At 62.8% G+C, this 22,648-nt stretch carries 18 protein-coding genes; 8 read left to right on the top strand and 10 right to left on the bottom strand.

Annotation, left to right across the window (positions count from 1 at the left end; all coding sequences use genetic code 11):
* Positions 1-15: 15 nt before the first annotated feature.
* The 3 genes from IEW17_RS12560 to IEW17_RS12550 all read right to left on the bottom strand — a co-directional run bounded on the left by IEW17_RS12560 (position 16) and on the right by IEW17_RS12550 (position 3,014).
* The gene (locus IEW17_RS12560) at positions 16-1,152 is read right to left on the bottom strand and encodes a DUF6268 family outer membrane beta-barrel protein (RefSeq protein WP_188562395.1); all 1,137 of its coding nucleotides are present in this window, start codon (positions 1,150-1,152) and stop codon (positions 16-18) included.
* A 172-nt stretch (positions 1,153-1,324) separates the two neighbouring features.
* A complete protein-coding gene (gene hflX, locus IEW17_RS12555; RefSeq protein WP_188562394.1) occupies positions 1,325-2,653 on the bottom strand; it encodes a GTPase HflX in 1,329 nt (442 codons plus the stop codon).
* A gap of 64 nt (positions 2,654-2,717) precedes the next feature.
* Positions 2,718-3,014, bottom strand: coding sequence for a c-type cytochrome (locus tag IEW17_RS12550; protein WP_188562393.1), 297 nt, complete (start codon positions 3,012-3,014; stop codon positions 2,718-2,720).
* A gap of 163 nt (positions 3,015-3,177) precedes the next feature.
* Here IEW17_RS12550 and IEW17_RS12545 point away from each other — a divergent pair, with 163 nt between their 5' ends.
* Entirely contained in the window at positions 3,178-4,287 is a 1,110-nt protein-coding gene (locus IEW17_RS12545; protein ID WP_188562392.1) for a glycosyltransferase family 4 protein, read from the top strand.
* Positions 4,288-4,484: 197 nt separating this feature from the next.
* Entirely contained in the window at positions 4,485-5,030 is a 546-nt protein-coding gene (gene rfbC, locus IEW17_RS12540; RefSeq protein WP_188562391.1) for a dTDP-4-dehydrorhamnose 3,5-epimerase, read from the top strand.
* 76 nt (positions 5,031-5,106) lie between these two features.
* On the opposite strand, the gene IEW17_RS12535 is transcribed toward rfbC, so the two are convergent.
* Entirely contained in the window at positions 5,107-6,411 is a 1,305-nt protein-coding gene (locus IEW17_RS12535; protein WP_188562390.1) for a UDP-N-acetylmuramoyl-tripeptide--D-alanyl-D-alanine ligase, read from the bottom strand.
* Positions 6,412-6,513: 102 nt separating this feature from the next.
* Here IEW17_RS12535 and IEW17_RS12530 point away from each other — a divergent pair, with 102 nt between their 5' ends.
* Entirely contained in the window at positions 6,514-8,808 is a 2,295-nt protein-coding gene (locus tag IEW17_RS12530) for a T9SS type A sorting domain-containing protein (protein ID WP_188562389.1), read from the top strand.
* A 46-nt stretch (positions 8,809-8,854) separates the two neighbouring features.
* Here IEW17_RS12530 and IEW17_RS12525 read toward each other — a convergent pair whose 3' ends face one another.
* The 4 genes from IEW17_RS12525 to msrA all read right to left on the bottom strand — a co-directional run bounded on the left by IEW17_RS12525 (position 8,855) and on the right by msrA (position 15,044).
* Positions 8,855-9,637 (bottom strand): amidohydrolase, encoded by a 783-nt coding sequence (locus tag IEW17_RS12525; RefSeq protein ID WP_188562388.1) that lies wholly within the window; start codon positions 9,635-9,637, stop codon positions 8,855-8,857.
* Positions 9,638-9,831: 194 nt separating this feature from the next.
* Positions 9,832-10,983: a methionine aminotransferase gene (locus IEW17_RS12520; RefSeq protein ID WP_188562387.1), complete on the bottom strand. Its 1,152-nt coding sequence runs from the start codon at positions 10,981-10,983 to the stop codon at positions 9,832-9,834.
* Between the two features lie 162 nt (positions 10,984-11,145).
* Positions 11,146-14,196, bottom strand: coding sequence for a PAS domain S-box protein (locus IEW17_RS12515; RefSeq protein WP_188562386.1), 3,051 nt, complete (start codon positions 14,194-14,196; stop codon positions 11,146-11,148).
* Between the two features lie 173 nt (positions 14,197-14,369).
* A complete protein-coding gene (gene msrA, locus IEW17_RS12510; protein ID WP_188562385.1) occupies positions 14,370-15,044 on the bottom strand; it encodes a peptide-methionine (S)-S-oxide reductase MsrA in 675 nt (224 codons plus the stop codon).
* Between the two features lie 372 nt (positions 15,045-15,416).
* Between msrA and IEW17_RS12505 the strand changes: the two genes are divergently transcribed.
* The 4 genes from IEW17_RS12505 (at position 15,417) to IEW17_RS12490 (ending at position 20,804) form a co-directional block, all read left to right on the top strand.
* Positions 15,417-15,815: a hypothetical protein gene (locus IEW17_RS12505; protein WP_188562384.1), complete on the top strand. Its 399-nt coding sequence runs from the start codon at positions 15,417-15,419 to the stop codon at positions 15,813-15,815.
* Between the two features lie 93 nt (positions 15,816-15,908).
* Positions 15,909-16,913 (top strand): fatty acid desaturase, encoded by a 1,005-nt coding sequence (locus tag IEW17_RS12500; protein WP_188562383.1) that lies wholly within the window; start codon positions 15,909-15,911, stop codon positions 16,911-16,913.
* Between the two features lie 270 nt (positions 16,914-17,183).
* On the top strand, positions 17,184-20,066 hold the full coding sequence (locus IEW17_RS12495) for a TolB-like translocation protein (RefSeq protein WP_188562382.1): 2,883 nt from the start codon (positions 17,184-17,186) through the stop codon (positions 20,064-20,066).
* 333 nt (positions 20,067-20,399) lie between these two features.
* Positions 20,400-20,804, top strand: coding sequence for a DUF4276 family protein (locus IEW17_RS12490; protein WP_188562381.1), 405 nt, complete (start codon positions 20,400-20,402; stop codon positions 20,802-20,804).
* A gap of 90 nt (positions 20,805-20,894) precedes the next feature.
* On the opposite strand, the gene IEW17_RS12485 is transcribed toward IEW17_RS12490, so the two are convergent.
* A complete protein-coding gene (locus tag IEW17_RS12485; protein ID WP_188562380.1) occupies positions 20,895-21,341 on the bottom strand; it encodes an META domain-containing protein in 447 nt (148 codons plus the stop codon).
* Between the two features lie 223 nt (positions 21,342-21,564).
* Between IEW17_RS12485 and IEW17_RS12480 the strand changes: the two genes are divergently transcribed.
* Positions 21,565-22,014 (top strand): DUF2141 domain-containing protein, encoded by a 450-nt coding sequence (locus IEW17_RS12480; protein WP_188562379.1) that lies wholly within the window; start codon positions 21,565-21,567, stop codon positions 22,012-22,014.
* A gap of 140 nt (positions 22,015-22,154) precedes the next feature.
* On the opposite strand, the gene IEW17_RS12475 is transcribed toward IEW17_RS12480, so the two are convergent.
* Positions 22,155-22,643, bottom strand: a complete 489-nt coding sequence (locus IEW17_RS12475) for a YdeI/OmpD-associated family protein (protein WP_188562378.1) — start codon at positions 22,641-22,643, stop codon at positions 22,155-22,157.
* Positions 22,644-22,648: the final 5 nt, after the last annotated feature.

Here is a 22,648-nt window from a genome sequence, read left to right as displayed (position 1 = left end):
TTGCTGGCGTGCGTATTAGCGACGTACGCCGGCTTTTTCCAGCAGCTTGCGCGGTGGCGTTATAAACAGCTCCAGGCTGGCATAAGGGGCACCGTTGAACTTCGAATCGATGATTTTCAGCCGGTCGGCGTTGGTGCGGTCAAAGGCATCAAAGGCGTAGTTGTAGCGGTAGCCGGCCTCGGCCCCCATCCAGAGAAAGCTGAAGACTTCATGTTCCCAGCGCAGGCGGAATTTTACTTCGGTTTCGCGTAGCTCCAGGGTGCGGAGCGGGGTGGTGTTGGCATCGGAGCTGCCGTCCGGGTTTTTGCGGGCCAGCGGGGTGCGCAGGTGCACGATGTAATTGTAGCCATCTACCGTGTAGCCGGCGTAGAAAATGGAGTTGGAATTCGCATTGTAGCGCAGCGTGAGGCGGGCCGGGGCCAGCGCCTCCACGCCCCAGCGGGCGTTAAAGGTGCGGTTGTAAATCACGGCCGGGTACAGGCTAAGCCGTCCAAACGTGTAGCCGTACTGAAAGCCCACGCCCCACGAGAAATTGGGGCTGCGCTTCCAGCCGTAGATGGCCTCGGCCGAGAAGCGGGAGTAGTCGGCCCTGGTGAGCTCGCGGGACGTGTAGTCGCCGGCCAGCTCGCCCTTCACCCGGACCAGGTACCAGTGCACGTCATTCACGGGCCGGATAACGGCAATTTGGGCTGCGGTGCTTTTCAGGCCCTTATTTTCAATGTTATCGAAGAGCTCGTAGTTGGTGGGCATCTTCTTAAACTGGAATTCTTCCCGCTCGTAGCTCAGGCCCACGATAACCTTGAGGTGCGGGTGGTTCCAGGCCGGAATGTAGCCTTTGATGGAAAGACGGGCATTTTTGCTGATTTCGCCGGCGTAGTTCTGAATGCCCACCACCTGCGCCGACGACGACACCCCGAAGGTGGGCATCCGCTCGTAGCGCACCACCAAGCCCTTACTCGGGCCCATCCCCAGCACTGAAGGGTTGGCAAACCGCTGCTTATCGCCAAGGCTGGCATTGTTGGCGGCCGTGTCGGGGGTGAGAGGTGCGGCGGGGGGGTAGGTGCGCGGCACGTCCTGGGCCCGGGTCCCACCGGCTGCCCCGGCCACAACGGCTCCCAGCAGCCCCACCCGAATAATCGACGAATAACGCATAGTAAAACGGTCCTGAATGGTCCAGCTTGCTCCCTTACGCGAAAGGACCCGCTGAGGCCGTCGCCAACGGCGATTGGATGAAAAATGGGTGGCAAGATAATGGGGCTGGGCCCAAAGCCAAGCGCCCAGCCGGGTTAGGACTGGGCGCTTGGTCTGGCAATTGGCCGGGCTATTACTCGCCGTAAGCCGCGGCCTGGTGCGGGTAGCGCTGCTGGTGCAGGGCCACCACGCGCTTGCCCAGCAGCTCGCGCAGCTCCTCCATGTTGGTGCGTTCCTGCGCTGAGATGAATACCACCGGGTCGTGCATCTTGGCCATGTAGGTGGCTTGCAGCTGGGCCAGCGGTGGGCGGGCGGCGGTGCCGTCATCCTCGGCGTCCAGCACTTCACCGAAGGGGTCCATCTCGGCGTCGTCCTGCTTGTACTGGTCAATTTTGTTGAACACCAGCAGCGTGGGCTTGTCGGCCGCACCAATTTCGTTCAGCGTGTCGTTCACCACCTGAATCTGCTCCTCGAAGTTGGGGTGCGAAATGTCTACAACGTGCAGCAGCATGTCGGCTTCGCGAATCTCATCGAGCGTGCTCTTGAAACTTTCGATAAGCTTGGTGGGCAGCTTGCGAATAAACCCAACCGTGTCGGACAGCAAGAACGGCGTGTTTTCGAGCACGACTTTGCGCGTGGTGGCATCCACGGTGGCAAACAGCTTGTTTTCGGCGAAGACATCGGCCTTGCCCAGCACGTTCATCAGGGTGCTTTTGCCCACGTTGGTGTAGCCCACCAGCGCCACCCGGATGGTACCGCCGCGGCTTTTGCGCTGGGTGTGGCTCTGCTTGTCGAGGTCTTCGAGCTTTTCCTTGAGAAAGGCAATCCGGTCGCGCACGATACGGCGGTCGGTTTCAATCTCGGTTTCGCCGGGGCCCTTCATGCCCACGCCGCCCCGCTGCTTGTCCAGGTGAGTCCAGAGGCCGGTGAGGCGGGGCAGCAGGTACTGATATTGCGCCAGCTCTACCTGCGTGCGCGAGGTGGCCGATTTCGCCCGCAGGGCAAAAATATCCAGAATCAGCAGCGAGCGGTCCACGATTTTCACCAGCAGCTCGGCTTCCAGGTTGCGTAGCTGGGAAGGGGAGAGGTCATCGTCGAAAACCACCATGCTGGTGCCCTCGTGCTGCACGTAGGCCTTTATTTCGGCCAGCTTGCCCTCGCCCACGTAGGTGCGGATGTCGGGCTTTTCGAGGCGCTGCACAAAGCGCTTGGTGGCCGTTGCGCCGGCCGTTTCGATGAGGAAAGCCAGCTCATCGAGGTATTCGGTGGTCTGGGCTTCGCTTTGGCGGCGCGGCGGCACCGATATCAGCACGGCGGTTTCGTGCTCCTTGGCGGTTTCGTAGGTGCCGTTGTCGGCCGCTTTCAGGAGGATGCGGCCCGCCCGGCCTTTCACGCCGTCGACGGCGCCGACGTGGCGGGTGCTGTTGCCGGGCTTGCGGCCGCCGGATTGGGTATTTGCCATGAGTAGTTGATTATGCTAGTAAAGTCCCTTACGCAGGGACGGGAAAAACAGGTGCCCAGCGAACTTAGCGCAGTGTGAGCGAGTACGCCACCACCTGCTGCACCTGGGCCGCCGTGAGCTTTTTGCCAAAAGCGGGCATTTTGCCCATGCCGTTCACGACGAGGTACGTGCGCCCAAAATCGTTAAGGTTGCTTTTGGTGAGGTCGTGCGCGCCGTTGAGGCCGCGCTTGCCGTTGGCCCCGTGGCAGCGCACGCAATTTTGTTGGAAGAGGAGTTGGCCGGGCGGCAGCGGCGGCTTGGCCGGGGCCTGGTGCGGCAGCAGCGGCAAAAGCAGCAAAAGCGCGGGTAGTCGGAGGTTCATGACATGAGTAACACACAAGCGGGCCACAAAGTACCGGCATGGCGAGCGAATGAGTGACGGAGCGACCGAGTGAATTTGGCAACCTGGCCGGCAAAGGCCCGTAGGCCCGACCTTTGTCCCTAATTACTCCCTCATTTCCTCACTCCTTCACTCAGTCATTCCCTTGCGCGTCGCCATTGTCATCAACACCAGCTGGAATATCTGGAATTTCCGCGCCAGCCTCGTGCGGGCCCTGCAGGCCGCCGGCCACGAAGTGCTAGCCATTGCTCCGCCCGATGATTACTCCGCGCGCCTCGAAACCGAGCTGGGCTGCCGGTTCGTGCCCATTCTGATGGAAAACAAGGGCACCAATCCGGTGAAAGACGCGGCTCTCACGCACCGCTTTTACCGGATTTATAAGCGTGAAAAGCCCGATGTGGTGCTGCACTACACCATCAAGCCCAACATCTACGGCAGCATCGCGGCCCGGCTGGCGGGCATCCCCAGCATCAACAACGTGAGCGGGCTGGGTACGGTGTTCATCGTCAAAAACTTCGTGAGCAAAATTGCGCTGGGCCTCTACCGCTTCGCGTTTCGCTTCCCGGCCAAGGTGTTTTTCCAGAACGGCGACGACCGGCAGCTGTTCCTCGACAACGGCCTGGTGCGCCGCGAAATAACCGGCCTGCTGCCCGGCTCCGGCGTCGATACCGGTAAGTTCCGGCCCGTCGCGCAGTTCACCCGCCAAACCCCGTTCGCGTTCCTGATGGTGGCGCGGGTGCTGTATGAAAAAGGCGTGGTGGAGTACTTCGAAGCCGCCAAAATCATCCGGGCGGCCGTGCCCGGCACGCGCGTTCAGCTGCTCGGCGGCCTCGACGAGGCCGGCGGCGTGGGCGTGCCCCGCGCCACGTTCGAAGAATGGCTGAAAACCGGTGACATCGAGTACCTGGGCCGTTCCGATGATGTGGCCGCCTACCTGCACCGCGCCGACTGCGTGGTGCTGCCCAGCTACCGCGAAGGCACTCCCAAAACCCTGCTCGAAGCGGCGGCCGTGGGCAAGCCCTTGGTAACTACCGACGTGCCCGGCTGCCGCGAAACTGTGGTCGACGGCCGCAACGGCTACCTCTGCCAGGTGCGCAGCGGCGAGGATTTGGCCGCCAAAATGCTCCAGGTACTGCGCCTGTCCGACGCCGATTTGCAGGGCATGGGCCAGAACAGCCGCTACCTCGCCGAAACCAAATTCGACGAAAAGCTGGTGCTGGAGCAGTACCTAGCGGCCGTGGCGGCCGTGCAGTAGGAATGGTTGAAAAAGCCCGTACTACTGAAAAGAACGTCCTGCCGAGCGCAGCCGAGGCATCTCGCGTGGGGCAGTGACTCAATCGTTGCATCGATGCGGGCGAGATGCCTCGGCTGCGCTCGGCAGGACGGGCTGAAGGTTTTGATTTTTGTGTGCCGGGCACAAACAGTGCATCTCACCTTTCTACCTTTGCCCCGATGGAAGTAAAGCAGCACCCCCTGGCCGGCCTGGTCGAGTTCACCCCCCGCGTATTTGCCGACGACCGGGGCGTGTTTTTTGAAACTTTCAGCGCCAAGCTCATGGCCCAGGCCGGGGCCGATGCCCAATGGGTGCAGGACAACCAGTCGAACTCCAAAAAAGGCGTGCTGCGCGGCCTGCATTTCCAGCGCCCGCCCCACGCTCAGGCCAAGCTGGTGCGCGTAGGTCAGGGCCGCGCCCTCGACGTGGCCGTGGACTTGCGCCCGGATTCGCCCACCTACGGTCGGCACCAGCTGGTGGAGCTATCGGCGGAGCGCGGCAATTTGCTCTACATTCCCATTGGCTTCGCCCACGGCTTCATGGCATTGGAGGACAACACCACCTTTCTCTATAAATGCTCGGACTACTACGCGCCCACCGTCGAAGGTGGCCTGCGCTGGGACGATGCCGATTTGAATATCAACTGGGGCACGGAGGTCCACCCGCTGGTGTCGGGGAAGGATGATGAGCTGCCGATGTTCAAGGATTTCGTGAGCCCGTTCTAGTGAGTGACTGAGGGAGGGAGTGGCTGAGTGACGTTTAAACGGTGCTCAGTCACTCCCTCCCTCCCTCACTCACTCGCTACAGCAGTTCCACCAGCGTTTCCAGGGCCATGCCGCGGCTGCCTTTTATCAGCACTTGCTGGCCGCGCATGGGGTTTGCCCGTAGCCAGTCAGCCGCTGCGGTTTTGGTAGTGAAGTGCTGGGCTCTCGGCGCTTCGGCGGCGGCCAAAGTCATTTCCGGGCCGATGAGCAGCACCTGGGGCAGCCGCAGCTCCGCGAGTAGCTGACCCAGCTGGCGGTGCTCGGCGGCGCTCTCGTCGCCCAGCTCAAACATGTCGCCGAGCAGCACGAGCTTGGTTTGGCTGGCTGCTGCCGGGCGCGCCGCGAAGCTGCGCAGGGCGGCAGCCATACTGCTGGGATTGGCGTTGTAGGCATCCAGCACCAGCTCATTGCCAGCAGCGGTGCGCACCAGCTGCGAGCGGTTGTTTTGCGGATTGTAGCGCGCCAGCGCGGTAGCCACTTTATCGGTTGAGATACCGAAATGCTGGCCCACGGCGGCGGCGGCGGCTAGATTGGGAAAATTATAGTCGCCGGTAAGCTGGGCGGCTACGTCGGTGCCATCGGCCAGGCGCAGGGCCACGGCGGGGTCGGCCGAGAGGAGTATAGCCGGGTAAATATCAGCCGGACTGGGGTAGGTGAGGCGCGTGGGCACGGCGGCGGCCAGGCCGGGCAGGCGGGCATCAAGCGTGTTTACGAAGGCGGTGCCGCCGGTACGGGCCAGGTAATCGAACAGCTCGCCCTTGCCCAGGGCTACGCCTTCGGCCCCGCCAAAGCCTTCGAGGTGGGCCTTGCCGATGTTGGTGATGAGGCCGTGGGTCGGTTCGGTGTAGGCGCAATAGCTTGCGATTTCGCCCCGGTGGTTGGCTCCCATCTCAATCACGGCAAAGTCATGCTCGCCGGTGCGCAGGCGCAACAGCGTGAGCGGCACCCCGATGTGGTTGTTCAGGTTGCCGATGGTGGCCAGCACCCGGAACTGCTGGGCCAGCACGGCCGTGAGCAGCTCCTTGGTGGTGGTTTTGCCGTTCGAGCCCGTGATGGCCAGCACCGGAATAGCGAACTGTTGGCGGTGCTCCCAGGCCAGTTCCTGCAGCGCCAGCAGCGGGTCGGGGGCGAAGGTGTAGCGGGCCGGGTCGGTGGCAGCCAGGGCGGCATCGTCGATAACGGCGTGGCGGGCCCCTTTCTCCAGGGCTTGTGCGGCGAAATCAGCCCCCCGAAAGCTGGGGCCATTGAGCGCGAAGAATAAGGTGCCGGGCTGGGGCTGGCGCGAATCGGTGCTGACCTGGCCACCGGTGGCTAAGTACTGGGAATAGAGCGGCGTGGGCATAAGCAAAAGTGACAAAGGGAATGTAACTTACCGCAAAGGTGGGCGTGATTTTTGTAGCAAGCGCGGCGCTTCTTTCCTGCTTTCCCCGGTAATTCTCTTCCTATGCCTCGTTCCTACACTTTGTTGCTGGCGCTGCTGGCTTTTTCGCTGGCCGCCCGGGCCCAATCGGGCGGGCGGTTTGGCTTTGAGTATCAGCCGGTGGCTAAAGTGGTGCACGGCACCGATACCCTTCGCAATGCCTGGGCCGGCGGCCTCAACACGCCCCAATTCAGTACCATCGACCTGAACAACGACGGTCAGCTTGACCTGTTTGCTTTCGACCACGAGAGCAGCCGCGCCCACACCTTTCTGAGCGTGGCTGCGCCGGGCACTCCGGCCGGCCGCCGCTGGCAGTACGCGCCGCAGTACGAAACCCTGTTTCCGGCCGACCTGGAAGGCTGGGCCTTGCTGCGCGACTACGATTGCGACAATCGCCCCGACCTGTTCACCTACGCCGGCAACGGTGGCATTCGCATCTTTCGCAACGTGCTGGCGGCTGGTCAGCCCTCTTTCCAGTTGACGGCCAATGAAATTCGGTTTTCCGGCAACTTCGCCGGCACGGCTAATCTGGTGGTGGGCGGTTACAACCTGCCCGCTATTCAGGACGTGAACGGCGACGGCAAGCTTGACATCATGACCTATGACTTCGCCGGCTCGTCGTTCATCGAGCAGTACCTCAACACCAGCCCCGGCACCTGCGGCAACGCCCTCACCTTCACCATCGCCACCGATAACTGGGGCGGTATTCAGGCCTGTGGGGGCTGCTCCGAGTACCAGTTCAACGGCCAGCCGTGCTTCACGGCCCGCCGGCCCAACCACACCGGTGGCCACAGCCTGCTGCTGGTGGACCTGGACGGCGACGGCGACCAGGACTTGCTCGACGGCCGCGACAATTGCCCCGAGCTCACCCGCCTGCTCAACCAGGGCACCACCGCGGCCCCGGTAGTCGCGCAGGCCGGTATCAGCTCGCAGTTTCCCTCGGCTGCTACGCCGGTGCGCGTGCCTGTATTCCCGGCGGGCTATTCCTTCGATGCCAACTTCGATGGCCGTCCCGACCTGGTGGTGGCCCCCAACATGGTCAGCAACCTCGCCGACCAGGTGAGCCTGAAAAACTCCGTGCAGCTCTTCGAAAACGGCCCGGGCGGCCCGCCCACGTTCACCTACCGCCCCGCTGGTTTCCTGCAAAGCGAGATGATTGACGTGAGTGAGGGAGCCGCGCCCACCTTCGGCGACCTCAACGGCGACGGCTTGCCGGACATGCTCATCGGTAACCACGCCGACCGCGTGAACAACGTGTACCGCGCCAGCCTCAGCTACTACCGCAACGCGGGCACCCGCACCCGGCCCGTGTTTCAGCTCGTGAGCAGCGACTACCTCGGCCTGGCTGCCCTGGGCATGCAGGGCCTCAAGCCGGTATTGGTCGACCTGAACCGCGACGGGGCGCTGGACCTGGCCTACGCGTCGTTTTACCAAGGCGTCAACCTTATCTATTTTGTGCTGAACACGGCCGCTGCCGGCCAGCCCGCAGCACTCAATATCGCCAACCGGGTGAGTTTCAAACCCCAGGGCCCGGCCACTACGGGCGTGCTGCCCTACACCAAGGGCGACATGCCCTGCTTCACCGACGTGGACGGCGATGGCTACGTCGACCTGCTCATCGGCACTAACGAGGTACGCGAGCCGGGCATGGCGCTGCGCTACTTCCGCAACCGGGGCCGCGGGGCTCTTGATAGTGCGTTTGTACTCGTTGATAACGACTTTGGGCGCATTCGCGAAGCCACCGGGGCCCGGCCCTTCAACCTGAGCGCCACCGTGGCCGATTTTGATGGCGACGGCTTGGCCGACTTAGTTACCGCCGATGCCACCGGCCTGCTGCGCCTGTTTTCGAACTACCGCGCCCAGAGCACCATCTTCTCGGAGCGCACCGATGTGGTGTATAACCCCGCCAATGGCCAGTTTGAGCTGGCCCGCCTCGGCAAGGGTACCTACGCGCACTACGGCCTGGCCGCGGCCGACCTGAACGGCGACGGAGCCCCCGAACTGCTGGTGGGCACCCAGGCCGGCGGCATCATCAGCTACGGTACCCGCAACCGTGTGCTCACCGCCACGCGCGCTGAGGCGGCCCGCGCCCTGGCGCTGAGCATTTACCCCAACCCGGCCACCGCCACGGCAACCGTCGAAACCGCCATGCCCACGCGCCTCACCGTCCTCGACCTGACCGGCCGCGTAGTGCAAAACGGTACTGCTTCGCTACGCCGCCACTCCCTGAACCTGGCAGGCCTCGCGGCCGGCGTGTACCTGGTGCGCGTGGTGGGTACCGACGGAGCCACCGCCGTGCAGCGCCTGGCCGTGCAGTAATCAGCAATAAAAAAGCCCCGTACAGGGCTTTTTTATTGTCGGGTTTTTAGGTACCTAATTCAAAGGCATCACCGTCATTTAGTGCGCCGAAATTGGCCCGGAATTCATCCAATTCGGCCCGCCGCAAGGTGTGGGTGAAGATGCCCGGTTGAGCGTGGGCCTCCGCCAAATAATTGCCTTTGGCATCGAGCAAAGCAGAGTCGCCGGCATATTCGTGGCCATTCGCATCTTGGCCAATACGATTCACGCCCAGGGCGCAGGCCACGTTTTCGATGGCGCGGGCGCGGAGCAGGGTCGTCCAGGCGGTGCGGCGCACGGCGGGCCAGTTGGCCACATACAGCAGCAGGTCGTAGGGCTGCACGGGCTGGTTGCGGCTCCAGACGGGGAAGCGCAGGTCGTAGCAGACCAGCGGGCAGATGCGCCAGCCGCGCCACTCTTCTACCAGCCGGGTGGTGCCGGGGGTGTAGGTGTGCTGCTCGCCAGCCAGCGTGAACAGGTGGCGCTTGTCGTAGGTGCTCAGGCTGCCATCGGGGCGCACCCAAAGCAGGCGGTTGTAGTAAGCACCGTTTTCTTCGATGATGATACTGCCGGTTACCACGGCGTGGTGGGCGGCGGCGTGGGCGCGCAGCCAGGCTACGGTGGGGCCGTCCATCGGTTCAGCCAGCGCCTCGGCCTCCATGCTGAAGCCGGTGGTGAACATCTCGGGCAGAACGATGAGGTCGGTGGGACTGCTGAGGCCAGCCAGGGCCACATCGAGAGTGGCCCGGTTGGCGGCGGCGTCCTGCCAGTGCAGCTTGGTTTGGACGAAGGAAACGGTGAGGTCGGGCATGGGAGGGTGCGGAGCTTCAATAAGCGTCAGGCGTCGCCCCAAAGAACGTCATGCCGGGCGTAGCCGAGGCATCTCGCCCGCATCGGTGAACGAAGGCCGGCGCAGCAAGCGACTGAATTAGTTCGGCACGCGAGATGCCTCGGCTACGCTCGGCATGACGTTTCGTCTTTTCTCTTATCACATCACGTCTCCGCTTACCGCAGGCATTTCGCCGCTGCTTCCAGCGTGGCTTCTTCTTTGGCGAAGCAGAATCGAATCAACCCATCGTCAAACCCATCGTGGTAGAAGGCGGAAACCGGCACCACGGCCACACCCTTCTCACGGGCCAGAAACTCGGCAAAAGCCAGGTCGCCCGTCGAGGCGAACGCGCTGTAGCGGGCTAGCTGGAAGTAGCCGCCGGGCACGGGCAGCAGCTCCCAGCCAGCATCCGCCAGCAGGGCGCGAAACTGGTCGCGCTTGGCCTGATAAAAGCTGGTCAGGCCGTGGGCGTGGGCATCGGTTGTGTCGGCCTCGAGTACGTCGGCCAGGGCGTGCTGCGTGGGCGTACTCACGGCAAAGGTGAGGAACTGGTGCACGCGCCGCACCTCGGCCGTAAGGGCGGGCGGGGCAATGCAGTAGCCCACTTTCCAGCCGGTGGCGTGGTAGGTTTTGCCAAAAGACGAGAGCACAAAGCTGCGCTCGCGCAGCTCGGGGTGCTGGCGGGCGCTCATGCGCGGCGCGCCGTCGAACACCAGGTGCTCATACACTTCGTCGCTGAGCACGAGGGCATCGGTGCCGGCCAGCAGACGGGCTAGCTCGTGCCAGTCGTCGGCCGTGAAAATGGCCCCGCTGGGGTTGTGCGGCGTGTTTATCAGCACCAGTCGGGTGCGGGGCGACACCACCCGGCGCACGGCGTCCCAGTCGGGCCGGAAGTGCGGGGCGGGCAGGCGCACGTAGCGCGGCACCCCGCCCTGCAGCCGGATGGCCGGCCCGTATAAATCATAGGCCGGCTCAAACACCACCACTTCGTCGCCGGGGCGCACCACGGCGGCCATCACAGCATACAGCGCCTCGGTGGCCCCGGCCGTGACGGTGATTTCGGTGGCCGGGTCGGGGGCGGGGGCATTGGCGTGCAGGCGGGCTACCTGGGTGGCAATGGCGGCGCGCAGCCGCGGCAGGCCCGGCATGGGCGCGTACTGATGGTGGCCGGGCGTGCGGGCGTGGCGGGCCAGCGCCTCCAGCAATTCCTGCGGCGGGTCGTAGTCCGGAAAGCCCTGGGCCAGGTTAATGGCCCCGGTTTCCTGGGCCAGCAGGGTCATTTGGGTGAAGATGCTGACGCCGACGTCGGGGAGTTTGGACTGGAGCAAAGAGGTAAGGTTTGGGGCGGTTAAACTAATAAAACGTCATGCTGAGCTTGTCGAAGCATCTCTACTGCGCAAGTAAACCAATTGAGTGGATTTGTTACGCGGCAGAGATGCTTCGACAAGCTCGGCATGACATTGTTCGACTCGCCAAGCGAACCGCCAACCTCACAAATAGATACGAAACGTGGTGCCCTCATTCACCACGCTGCTGACTTCCAGCCGGCCGCCCCGATTCTGCACCACGCGGTTGATGAGGTAGAGGCCCATGCCGGTGCCCTCGACGTGGGAGTGAAAACGGCGGAACAGTTGGAACAGCTGCGGCCCGAACCGCTCCAGGTCGATGCCCAGGCCATTGTCCTGCACCGTGATGATGGGGCGGCCGGTGAGCAGGTCGGGGGTGCTGCGGAGGCGGATGCAGGGTGGGCGGCCGGGCACAGCGTACTTGAGGGAGTTGCTGATGAGGTTGAAGAATACGCTTTGCAAGTGGAGGCGCACGAAATCAACCATCGGGCAGGTGGCAAAGTCCAGCTCGAAAGTGGCCCCGAGCTGCCGCACCTGGTCCTGCAGACTGCTGATGACTTCGTCGGCCAGCGGGGCCAGCTCCACGGCTTCGGCGGGCATTTCCTGCTGCTGGCGCTGCACCTGCACAATGGCGCTGAGGTCGTCGATGGTGCCATAAATCCGGGCCAGGGCGCGCTCAAAGTAACTGATGAGCTTGATGGCGTCGGGGTCGCGGAAGTAGGCCGTGCGGGTGAGCTCCTCAAAGATGCCGGCCATGTTGTTGATGGGCTGCTTGAGGTCGTGCGAAGCCGTGTAGATGAAGTTGTCGAGGTCCTCGTTGGTGCGCGTGAGGCGGGCGTTCTGGGCTTCGAGCTGCTGCCGCACCTGCTTAAATTCGTGGATATCGGTGTGGGCACCCACCCACACCGATATCGCGCCGTGCTTGTCCCGAATGGCTTCGCCCCGCACCAGAAACCAGCGATACTGGCCGTGCTGGTCGCGCCAGCGGCTTTCATCCTCAAAGGCCTCACCCGTGGCCAGGCTGTGGTTCCACTTGTTCAGGGTGCCAAACAGGTCGTCGGGGTGCACGAGCTGTTCCCAACCCCAGTTCTGGAGCTGTTCAAACGTGGCCCCGGTGAACTTGTACCAGCGCTGGCTGTAGTAGGTGGCGCTGCCGCTGGAGTTGGCCGTCCAGGTCATTTGGGGCAGGGTTTCGAGCAGCTGCTGGAAGCGGGACTGGCTGGCCAGCACCTGCTCCTGCAACTGGCGCTGCTGGTGCACGTCGGTGTTAGTGCCGTACCACTTCAGCACCTGCCCGCCGGGGTCGCGGCGGGCCTGGGCCTGGCCCAAAAACCAGCGGTACTGCCCATCGTAGCGCCGCAGCCGAAACTCGGCCTCGTAGTAGCGCTGGCTGGAAATGGCGGCCTGCCACCGCTCCTGCACCCGGAGGCGGTCGTCGGGGTGCACAAAGTTGAGCCAGTAAGCCGTTCCGTTTTTCTCCATCGACTCGCCCAGGTACGCGGTCGTGCGGTGGTTGTAGAAGTCCACCGCGCCGTCGGGGCTGGCCGTCCATACCTGCTGCGGCAGGCTTTCCGCCTGGATGCGCAGCTCCTCCTCGCTGTTGCTCAGCCGCTGCTGCAGCGCGCGCAATTCGGTCACGTCGGTGTTGGTGCCAAACCAGCGCACCACCGTGCCGCTGGCATCCCGAATGGGCCGCGCCCGGCTCAGAAACCAGCGGAACTGCCCGTCGTGCCGCCGTAGCGGGAAGGTGTCTTCCCAAGGCTGCCCCGCCTGAATTGCGGCCAGGTACCGGACGTTCACGCCAGCTACCAGCGCCGGGTCGTGCACCTGCATCCAGCCCCAGCCTTGCATTTCTTCTGGGGTCGCGCCCGTGAAGTCGTACCACTGCTGGTTGTACCAGAAAATGTGGCCGGTGGCATCGGCTATCCAGGCCAGCTGCGCAATATTGTCGGCCAGGGCGGCAAAATCGGCGCGGCTGCGGGTCAGCTCCTCGGTGCGTTCCTGCAGCTCGTGAATTTCTATTATGGCCGCGCTGAAGCCCGCCAGCTGGCCCTGGGCATCGGTGTAAGGCTGCACGTTGGTTTGGAACCAGCGCAGCGCGCCATCGTGGCGGCGGCACCGGAACGTGGCTTTCCCAGGCTGGCCAGTGGCCATGGTGGCAGCTTTCAGGCTACTCGCGACGGGGCGGTCGTCGTCGGGAATGGCCAGCCAGGCATCATCTAAGGGGGCGGTGGGGTCGGTGCCCGTGTATTCGTAAAAGTACGGGTTGATGTAGGTGATGGCCCCGTTGGGGTCGAAGTTGAGAATAAAGACGGGCACGGAAGCCGTGATGGCGCGCACCTGCTCGTCGCGGCGGGTCATTTCCGCCGTGAGGGTTTTGGCCTGCCGACGGGTTCGCACCTGGTCGGTCACATCCACGGCAAAACCCAGCACGCCGGTTACCTGACCGGTGTAGTCGCGCAAGCTCTGGTACGAAAAGTCGACGTAAAACTTGCGCCGCTCCCCGGTGTCGGGGTGCGTGAGCACCAGCGGCGTTTCCTGGCCCCCGAACGCCTCGCCGGTGCGGTACACCTGGTCGAGCACGGCCAGAAAACCCTGGCCCACGAGCTCGGGAAAGCACTCGGCCAGCGGGTGGCCAAGCAGGGCGCGGTGCTCCGTCATGGCATTGTAGCCCGGGTTGGTGAAGGCAAAGCGGTGCTCGGGACCCTCCACGGTTGCAATAAGGGCCGGCGACTGGGCCAGGATTTGCCGCAGCTGCTCGGTGCTTGTGGCGGCGGCCTGCAACTGCTCGGTCACATCCAGCAGGCGCACCAACAGGTAGCGCAGCTCGGCGGTGGCGGGGGCCCGCACGGGCTGCAGCGTGGCTTGCCAGTAAGCCTGCGCGGCGGGGTAGGGCTGCTCCTGCAGGTTCTTCCAGTTGGGCTCCAGAACCTGGGGTTCGCCGGTGCGAACAGCCAGCAGGCCCGCCGCCCAGGCATCGGCCGGGGGCAGGTGATGGCCCTGCGCCAGCAGGGCTGCGCACAAAGCCGTCAGGGGCTGGCCCGGCCAGTCGGTGGCCGCGCCGATGCCCGGTAATTTGGCCAGCGCGGCGTTCAGGGCCAGGACCTGGCCGTCCGGGTTCAGCACTACGAACGGCGCGGGCAATGCCGCAAACAGCAATTCAAAATCCAGCGCGGACGGGGCAGAGGTAGACATAAACGGCCTTACAGAAAAACGGAGCAGCTCGCGTAGCCCAGTAGCAACCAAAGATAGTACCCCGGAAGCGGCTGGGAATGCAATTTAGCCAGTTAAAAAAACAAAAACCCCGACCTGTTTGGTCGGGGTTTTCAGCACCCAGTCAGCACCCTGATGGGTAGCCGTTGAACTGATTATAGCGGGCTTTTCAGGTCTTTGGGAAACAGCTTCTGCACGTGCTCTACTTTGGGGGCTGACACATGGGCGAGGTAGCCGTTTTCGGGGTGCAGGCGGTAATAGCCCTGGTGGTAGTCTTCACCGGGCCAGAACTTCTGGAACGGCACCACCTGGGTCACGATTTTGCCGCCATATTGCTTCGAAGTGTTGACTTTGGCAATGGTGGCTTCCAGCACTTTCTTTTCCTCCGGCGTGCGGTAGAAGGCCGCCGACCGGTACTCGGGGCCGGCATCGGGGCCTTGACGGTTGAGTTGCGTGGGGTCGTGCGAGGCAGTGAAGAAAATGTCGGTCAGCTTCTGGTAGCTCACCACTTTGGGGTCGTAATAAATCTGGACCGTTTCGGTGTGGCCGGTGGTTTGCTCGGCCACCTGCTCGTAAGTGGGGTTGGCTTTGGAGCCGCCGGCGTAGCCACTGACTACCTGCTTCACGCCTTTTATTTGCTCAAAGGCCTCTTCCTGGGCCCAAAAACAGCCGCCGGCGAAGGTGGCCATGGCCAGCCCCGATAGGTTGGCCGGCGCAAAGCCGGCCGTGGAGCGCGGCGGGTTCTGGGCCTCGGCCGGCTGCTGCGAGCCGCAGGCAAACGTGAAGGCCAGCACACTCAGGCTGGCAAAAGATTTCAAGCGGTTTTTCATGGGTTAGAAACGAACGTGAATGGAGGCCATAACCAGCCGGTGCCCGCGGATAGACGCGCTACCGCCGCCACCCTTACAGCCCTTGCCGAACAGCAAAAAGACCATACGAATTCCGGCCTCACTTGGCTTGGCGGCAAGCCTGGTCATGAGCACAACCCGGGGCAGGCATCACCTGTTCGGGGCGTGCCGGTTTGGCCAAAACGGGAGGGGATTGGGGCCAGAACAAAGACGCATGTTTTTGAATGCGTATTTAACGCAGGTTGGTACCCCCCGCCAATGGTGCTAAATTGATAATTGCAGAAAGGAGAACCGAGCACGAATCTTTTTCTACGTATTGACCGTAGCGAAGAATCGTTTTGTTTTAAATGACCAATGGCCCTGCAAATCCTGCTTGAAGACCCTCACATTACCATTGCCTACGACCACCTGAACGAATGGCTTTACGCCGACTGGCACGGCGAGCAGGATTTGGCCAGCGTGCAGCACGGCGCGTTGGAGGTGCTGCGACTGATGCAGCTGCAACGCTGCCACAAGGTGCTCAACGACAATACCCGCGTAACCAGTATGTGGAGTGAGGCCGCCGAGTGGGGCGGCAAGGTGTGGTTTCCGATGATAACGGCCGTGGGCCTGCAATATCTTGCCTGGGTGTACTCGCCCAATTTGTACAGCCGTTTGTCTACAGACCTGACCCTGCAATTCACCACGGGCAGCTCGGTGGTAGCCACGTTCGACGACATTGACACCGCCAAGGCCTGGCTGGCGCAGATGTAGCGTGGGGCCGGCCCCGGACCTGAACCTAATTACCGTATTTTTGTCTGAAAGCCCAGACGCACTTCTTATTATCGCGCTTGCTTTCCGCTTCTTATGGCTTCAGCTCCTACTACTTTCACCGTTGCCACGGCCACTGAGCCGCACCGCGTACGCACCCGCCAAATCATCAAGGCCCACCCCGAGGTGAAGCAGCTGATGACGCGCAACCCCGCTACGTTTCTCATCGGGGCGGGCTGCGTGGTGGCCCAGGTGGGGCTGGCTTACCTGCTGCGCAACCAGGCCTGGTACTGGACTATCCCGGTGGCCTACCTGGTGGGCGCGTTTTTCTCGCACACGCTGTTTGTCGTGATTCACGAGGCGGCGCACAACCTGGTGTTCCGTAAGCTGTGGCAGAACGTGGCCACCGGCATTCTGGCCAACTTTCCGTCGATTTTCCCCACGGCCATCAGCTTCAAGAATTTCCACATCAAGCACCACGTGTTTCAGGGCGTGCACGAGCTGGACGCCGACCTGCCCGACTGGTACGAGGCCAAGCTGATTCGGAACTACAGCATCGGCAAGGCCATTTGGCTGTTTTTCTTTCCCGTGTTTCAGCTCATCCGCACCGTGCGCTGCCGCGAAGTGGCCACCGTAGACCGCTACGTAGTGGCCAACATCGTGGCCCAGGTGGCGTTTGATGCGGCCATCGTCTACTTCTTTGGGTGGACGGCCCTGCTTTATCTCTTTCTCAGCTTCTGGTTCTCGGTGGGTCTGCACCCGCTCGGGGCCCGCTGGATTCAGGAGCACTACCTCACCCTGAGCCCCGAGCAGGAAACGTATTCTTACTACGGCCGGCTCAACGGCATCAACCTCAACGTGGGCTTCCACAACGAGCACCACGACATGCCCAGCATTCCGTGGAACAACCTGCCCAAGCTCAAAACCGTGGCCCCCGAGTTCTACGAGCCGCTGCTGGCTCACACCAGCTACACCAAGCTGTTCTTTCAGTTTCTGTTCGACCAGGAAATCAGCCTCTACTCGCGCATCACGCGCAAGGAGCGCGGCACCGCCACCCTCAAGGACCAGAGCGTGCCGGATAAGGAGCTGCTGTCGGTCTAAACAGCCCGGTTATGAAGCGAAAAGAGGCCCTTGGATTTAGCTCCAGGGGCCTCTTCTTGCTTCCCGCTTGTTTCCCGCTCGGGGTACGGGTTTTATTCTGGCGTTTCGGCTTTCTTCTCCACCAGAGAGGGGGCGAAACGGGTACTCCGCCAATGGCGCCCCGCTGACGCGGATTGCCTCTTAATCTCAGGGCCTCAAAATCACGCCGCCGCATTTCGGAGAAGCCGCGAGTACCGTTCTTTAAGGCCCATTCCAGAAATACTTGCTCATATGCGTCGTTTGTTGTTGCCGGGCCTGCTTGGGCTGCTGATTGGCGGGCCGGCCCATTCCCAAAGCCTGCCGGTGCTGAGCCAAAACCCGCCCGCGCTGCGCTGGCAGGAAGTGCGCACCCCGCATTTCCGGGTGCTGTATACCGGGGGGCTCGACTCGGCGGCGCAACGCACGGCGGCGCGGCTGGAGCAGCTGCACGGCCCCAACGGCGCTACGCTGGGCGTGAGCCCCCGGCCTATTTCGGTAGTCATGCAGAATCAGACCACGGTCAGCAACGGTTTCGTGACGTTTTTGCCCCGGCACGCCGAGTTTTTTACCACGCCGCAGCAGGGCTTCGGGCTGGGTACCGTGGACTGGCTCGACGGCCTGGCCGTGCACGAGCTGCGCCACGTGGGGCAGTTTGAGAAAGCCCGGCAGGGCGTGGGCCGGGTGCTGGGGCCGCTGCTCGGCGATGGCGCGCTGGGCGTGGCCGCCGTGGGTGTGCCGCAGTGGTTTTTTGAGGGCGATGCCGTGGGCACCGAAACGGCCCTCACGCGCAGCGGGCGCGGGCGCATCCCCAGCTTTGGCGTAGGGCTGCGGGCCAACCTGCTGGCCGGCCGGCGCTACTCTTATCAAAAGGCCGTGAACGGCTCCTTGCGCGACCAGGTGCCCGATTGGTACGTGCTGGGCTACTTCATGACGACGTACCTGAAAGCCCACTACGGCCCCGATGTGTGGGCCAACGTGCTGGACAGTTACTACCGGTTTCCGTTCTATCCGTTCTCGTTTTCCAACGGCATCCGGCGCACCACGGGCCTCACGGTGGAGCAGCTCCACGGCCGCACCATGACGGAAATCGACTCGGTCTGGCGGGCGCAGCAGGCGGCACAGCCCGTCGCTACGCCGGTGCGGGAGCTGCGCGCCGCGGCTTCGGAGAAGGTGTTCACTCAGTATCAATACCCGCAATACGTGACCGACAGCACGGTGCTGGTCCTGAAAACCGGCCTCGACAATATCCCGCAGTTCGTGCTACTGAGCCGCCACGGGGTTGAGCAAAAAGTGTACGTGCCCGGCCAGCTCAATCTGCCCGAAATGCTGTCGGTGAACGGGGGCAAGGCCGTATGGCCCGAGTTCCAGCAGCACGCCCGCTGGGGCCAGCGCATTGCTTCGGAGCTGAAGGTGCTGGACTTGAAAACCGGCCGGCTCATCCGCATCGGACGCGGGGCGCGCTACGCCGCCGCCGCCCTCTCGCCCGATGGCCGCCGCCTGGTGGCCGTGCGTACCGATGAGGCCTACCACCACGCCCTGGTGGTGCTGGATGCCGAAACCGGGGCCGAAATCCAAACCCTGCCCAATCCCGCCAACGACTTTTATCAGCAGCCCCGCTGGCACCCCGATGGCCGCCGCGTGGTGGCCGTGGCGCTGAGCGCGGCCGGCAAAACCATTACGGTATTCGACCCGGCCGGGCAGGGACCCACTGGCGGCACTGCCAAAGCCCTGCTGCCGGTGGCCAACGTGAACCTGGCCAATCCCCAGCCCTGGGGCGACTACGTGCTCTACAACTCGTCGCAGTCGGGCGTGGATAATATTTACGCCGTGGACCTGACCGGCCGGACTTTCCGCGTGACCAGCCGGCCGCTGGGGGCCTACCACGCCGCCGTAGCGCCGGATGGCCGCCGCCTGGCCTTTCACGACTACCGCGCCACCGGGGCCCGCATCGTGGAAATGCCGCTGGACCCCGCCACTTGGGTGCCGCTGGTTCCCGTTACGACGGAGGCCCCGGCCATTTACGTTGCGCAGCTGGCGGCGCAGGAGCCCGGCGGGCGGCTGGTGCCGCGCCTGCTGGCCCGGCCCGATTCGGCCCGGCCGCGCTACGGGGTGCGGCGCTATTCGCCGCTGCGGCACGCCTTTAATGTGTTCAGCTACGGGGTGGTGCAGAGCCCGGCCGGCAATGCCGTGAGCCTGGGCCTGCGCTCCCAGGACTTGCTGAGCACGACCCAGGTATTTGCCGGGGTGGGCTACAACCAGGTGGAGCGCACGTTCAGCGCCACCGGGGCGCTTAGCTACCAGGGCCGCTACCCCGTGCTGGACGTGGACGTGACCTACGGCGGGCGCGACGCGGCCGTGCTCTTTCGGGGCCGCACCATCCGCGACCAGTGGCAGTACACCCGCCTCACGGCCGGCCTGCGGCTGCCGCTCAACCTCACGCATTCCAGGTATTTCCAGGGGCTGTCGGTGGGTACTTATTTCCTGCACGAACGGGTGTACGGCTACGACCTACCCGTGCGCAAGCTCTCCGAAGCCGGTTCCAACACGCCGCTCAATGCCATGCAAACCACGGTGAGCTTCGCCACCCAGCTCCGGCGGAGCGCCCGCGACGTGGCCCCGCGCGGGGGCGGCACGTTCTTGGGTACCTGGCGCACCACGCCGTTTGGCACCGGGCTGCGGGCGCGGCAGTGGGCCACGCAGGGTAGCGTGTTTTTGCCCGGTCTGCGCCGCCACGATGCCATCCGGTTGCGGGCCGGCTACCAGTGGCAGGACCAGCTGCAGTACCAGTTTGTACCCGCCGTGTCGTTTCCACGCGGCGAGCGCTACACCAGCTTCGACCGCTTCGCTGCCGCTAGTCTTGATTACAGCCTGCCGCTGGCCTTCACGCACTGGGAGTTGGGCCGGCTGCTCTACGTGCAGCGCCTGCGGGCCACCGTGTTTGGCGATGTAGCTCAAGGCAATGATTTTCGGGGGATAAGCGGCCAGTTGCGCTACCGCAACGTGGGGCTCGATGCCTTGGTGCTGTTCAATGTGCTGCGGCTGCGCACGCCCATTGAGGCCGGGGTGCGGGTGGTATACCGCGCTGCGCTGGGTACCTGGGTGGTGGAGCCGCTGGCGTTTGATATTCGGCTGTGAGTGGTGGCCGCTTGCCTCCTAGCCAACCTCACCCCCCGGCCCCCGCTCCAAAAAAGAGGGGGAGCCACAGGAGGTGGTTTAGCTGACTTCATAACGTTAGTGCCTGCAAAAAAATAAACGAGGTATTTAGGGCGTCATGCTTCGACAAGCTCCGCATGACGTTCTGATTACACAATTAGGCGGTGGTCTAAAAGAGGATGAAAACCAAAATCTAATGAATTAACCGAGAAGCAAAACACGCTTTTGAGTAACCGTATAAACGGCTTTTTCGAAGGCTGCTCTCGTCTCATTAAAATCAAAATGATTTCGTTTTAGACCACTACCATAATTTTAATGGATGCTGACCGGGATTGTCGAAAGGTGAAGATTCAATTGGAGGAAATAGTAGCCGAATCTGGATTGTTCAGTAAAATGACGGCACCAGCAGGCCAGTCATTTAAAGTATTAACCCGATTAGCCGTTTCAGAATTGGAAGCTTGGTTCTTGGGTGACCGGGACGCTATTTCGGCGGCATTTCCTCGGGTTCATTCGAACCATTTTAAGGGCACTTACCAGGATTGTGATGGCTTGCCGGATACTTGGGAAACCCTACATCGGATACTGCAAAAAGGCGGTTATTACCCTAACCGCTACCTCAAGGTTGAAGCAGCAGAATTAATCGCTGCTCAATTAGCTCCTGCTCGAAATGAGTCGGCTAGTTTCCGATATTTCTGCGAAGGGGTAGCTACGCTGCGGTAACGAACGCCGCTGCCCCAGCTTCTCCCGGTACTTCCGTCTCTTTCGCCGCCTCGATTAGGGCGGGGTGTGCTGCGTGCTCACAGTTCCTCCTTACCGTTCGGCGCGCCGAAACACCAGGCGCGGGGCGGCGGCGGCGGCATCGTAGAGGCGCAGCTCGGGGCCGCTGATTTCGTAGCGGGCGGTGAGGGCCAGGTTGTCGAGGTAGTGGGTTTCGAGGGCCTGCACGGGGCAGGTGGCGCGGGTCGGAATCTGGGGCGCGATGCTGAGCTGCTGTCCGCCGCCGAGGCTGAAGCGGCCGCTGAAGTTGTTGCACGGCCCCAGGCCCACGGTGCACTTGCCGAGGCCGACGAACTCGATGTAGGACCGGCTGGTGCCGGAGTAGCTGGAGAGGCTCACCGGGGCATTATCGACGCTCGCCAGCAGCCAGCGGGTTTCGAGCAGGGCCGATTGGGTGGGGGAGGCCCCGTTGTCTTTTTCGCAACTGGCCAGGGCGAAGGTGGCCAGGAGGGCCAGGGGCAGCAGGGGCCGAATGGTCATGGGGAGCAGCGGTTGGGCATGAGGCTGTAATGATAGAAAGAAAACAGAAGACCGGCTCAATTAAGCCCTGAACGTGCCTTGGCTCGGTCATAATGAAGGCCCTGCTCAATGCCTGCCAGTAGGTTTGGCAACGGGCCAAAACAACCCGCCGCCGAACTCTTTGCGTGAGCCCGGGCGTTGGAGCCATACTTTCCACCCTCGCTCACCTCAGCCAATTCCGCTTATGAACGTGTTGTCGCTTTGCTCGTTATTGATTGGTGCTACTTTATTGGGCGCCGCCACGCCAGCCGCTGCCCCATCGGCCGATACTGCCTCCGTGACGGTGAAGGTGTCGGCGCTGGTGTCTACTTCCTCCACCGTAAAGCTGTATTTCTATAATACCCGGGCGGGCTTTTTGAAGAGCGGCAAATGGGCGTTTTCCAAATCGGTAAAGCCCGAAGGCAAGCGCGAAATCACGCTGCCCGTTGATTTGCCCAAGGGCGAGTGGGCCGTGGCCATCACCCAGGACATGAACAACAACGACAAAGTCGACAAGAACTTTCTCTGCATTCCCACCGAGCCCTATGCTTTTTCGAACAACATCCGCCCCACGGTGGCCGCGCCCGATTTCAACGAGTGCAAGTTCCGCGTGGATGGTCCGGGGCAGGTGGTAAGTATCGTGCTGAAGGATTAAAACAGGCTGCGCAACCTTGAAAGAACGTCATGCTGAGCTTGTCGAAGCATCTCTACCGCGTAACTAATTAATTTTAGTGCTGCGGTAGAGATGCTTCGACAAGCTCAGCATGACGTTCTGTTTGTTTCTTGCCTACCCGCTCAGTCGCCCCGAAACGGGTGCCGGCCGTGAGCTAGCCGCTCCACCAGGGTCACGGCGCGGCGGGCGCGGGTTTCGGGCTGTTTGGCCTCGGCCACCAGGCGGGCCATGGCCCGGCGCTGCGCCCCACTGTAGCTGTTGAAAGCGGTTTCGGCCTCGGGCCAGGCAGTGAAGGCTTCGGCCAGCTCGTCGGGTAGGTCGATGTGGTCGGGGTTGGGGTCGGGTTCTAATTCAACTTCCAGCTCCTGGCCCAGCGCAATGCCCACCGCCCGGCACACGTCTTTGTTCAGCATCAGGTAGCGGCCGCCGCCTTCCAGCGGCAGGAGGCCCAGCCGCAGCGCCCGCCCCCGAATGGTGGCAATGACGCGTTTCAGGCCCTTGCCGCCCAGCGCCATCCATACTTTCGCTGGCACCACAATAATTTGGGTGGGCATGAAGCTGGGCCCACCGGACTCCAGCGTAGCGCGGAAAGAAAGCAAGGAAGACGACATGCCGG

It is taken from the genome of Hymenobacter frigidus (genome assembly GCF_014640435.1).
Classification (GTDB): domain Bacteria; phylum Bacteroidota; class Bacteroidia; order Cytophagales; family Hymenobacteraceae; genus Hymenobacter; species Hymenobacter frigidus.
Note: the sequence above shows the minus strand (reverse complement) of the source record. Positions and strands in the feature narration are given on the sequence as shown.

Excerpts from the sequence above, each read along its gene's own strand:
- IEW17_RS12560 (WP_188562395.1), bottom strand. The coding sequence starts at position 1,152 with ATGCGTTATTCGTCGATTATTCGGGTGGGGCTGCTGGGAGCCGTTGTG.
- hflX (WP_188562394.1), bottom strand. The coding sequence starts at position 2,653 with ATGGCAAATACCCAATCCGGCGGCCGCAAGCCCGGCAACAGCACCCGC.
- IEW17_RS12550 (WP_188562393.1), bottom strand. The coding sequence starts at position 3,014 with ATGAACCTCCGACTACCCGCGCTTTTGCTGCTTTTGCCGCTGCTGCCG.
- rfbC (WP_188562391.1), top strand. The coding sequence starts at position 4,485 with ATGGAAGTAAAGCAGCACCCCCTGGCCGGCCTGGTCGAGTTCACCCCC.
- IEW17_RS12535 (WP_188562390.1), bottom strand. The coding sequence starts at position 6,411 with ATGCCCACGCCGCTCTATTCCCAGTACTTAGCCACCGGTGGCCAGGTC.
- IEW17_RS12530 (WP_188562389.1), top strand. The coding sequence starts at position 6,514 with ATGCCTCGTTCCTACACTTTGTTGCTGGCGCTGCTGGCTTTTTCGCTG.
- IEW17_RS12525 (WP_188562388.1), bottom strand. The coding sequence starts at position 9,637 with ATGCCCGACCTCACCGTTTCCTTCGTCCAAACCAAGCTGCACTGGCAG.
- IEW17_RS12515 (WP_188562386.1), bottom strand. The coding sequence starts at position 14,196 with ATGTCTACCTCTGCCCCGTCCGCGCTGGATTTTGAATTGCTGTTTGCG.
- msrA (WP_188562385.1), bottom strand. The coding sequence starts at position 15,044 with ATGAAAAACCGCTTGAAATCTTTTGCCAGCCTGAGTGTGCTGGCCTTC.
- IEW17_RS12505 (WP_188562384.1), top strand. The coding sequence starts at position 15,417 with ATGGCCCTGCAAATCCTGCTTGAAGACCCTCACATTACCATTGCCTAC.
- IEW17_RS12500 (WP_188562383.1), top strand. The coding sequence starts at position 15,909 with ATGGCTTCAGCTCCTACTACTTTCACCGTTGCCACGGCCACTGAGCCG.
- IEW17_RS12495 (WP_188562382.1), top strand. The coding sequence starts at position 17,184 with ATGCGTCGTTTGTTGTTGCCGGGCCTGCTTGGGCTGCTGATTGGCGGG.
- IEW17_RS12490 (WP_188562381.1), top strand. The coding sequence starts at position 20,400 with ATGGATGCTGACCGGGATTGTCGAAAGGTGAAGATTCAATTGGAGGAA.
- IEW17_RS12485 (WP_188562380.1), bottom strand. The coding sequence starts at position 21,341 with ATGACCATTCGGCCCCTGCTGCCCCTGGCCCTCCTGGCCACCTTCGCC.
- IEW17_RS12480 (WP_188562379.1), top strand. The coding sequence starts at position 21,565 with ATGAACGTGTTGTCGCTTTGCTCGTTATTGATTGGTGCTACTTTATTG.
- IEW17_RS12475 (WP_188562378.1), bottom strand. The coding sequence starts at position 22,643 with ATGTCGTCTTCCTTGCTTTCTTTCCGCGCTACGCTGGAGTCCGGTGGG.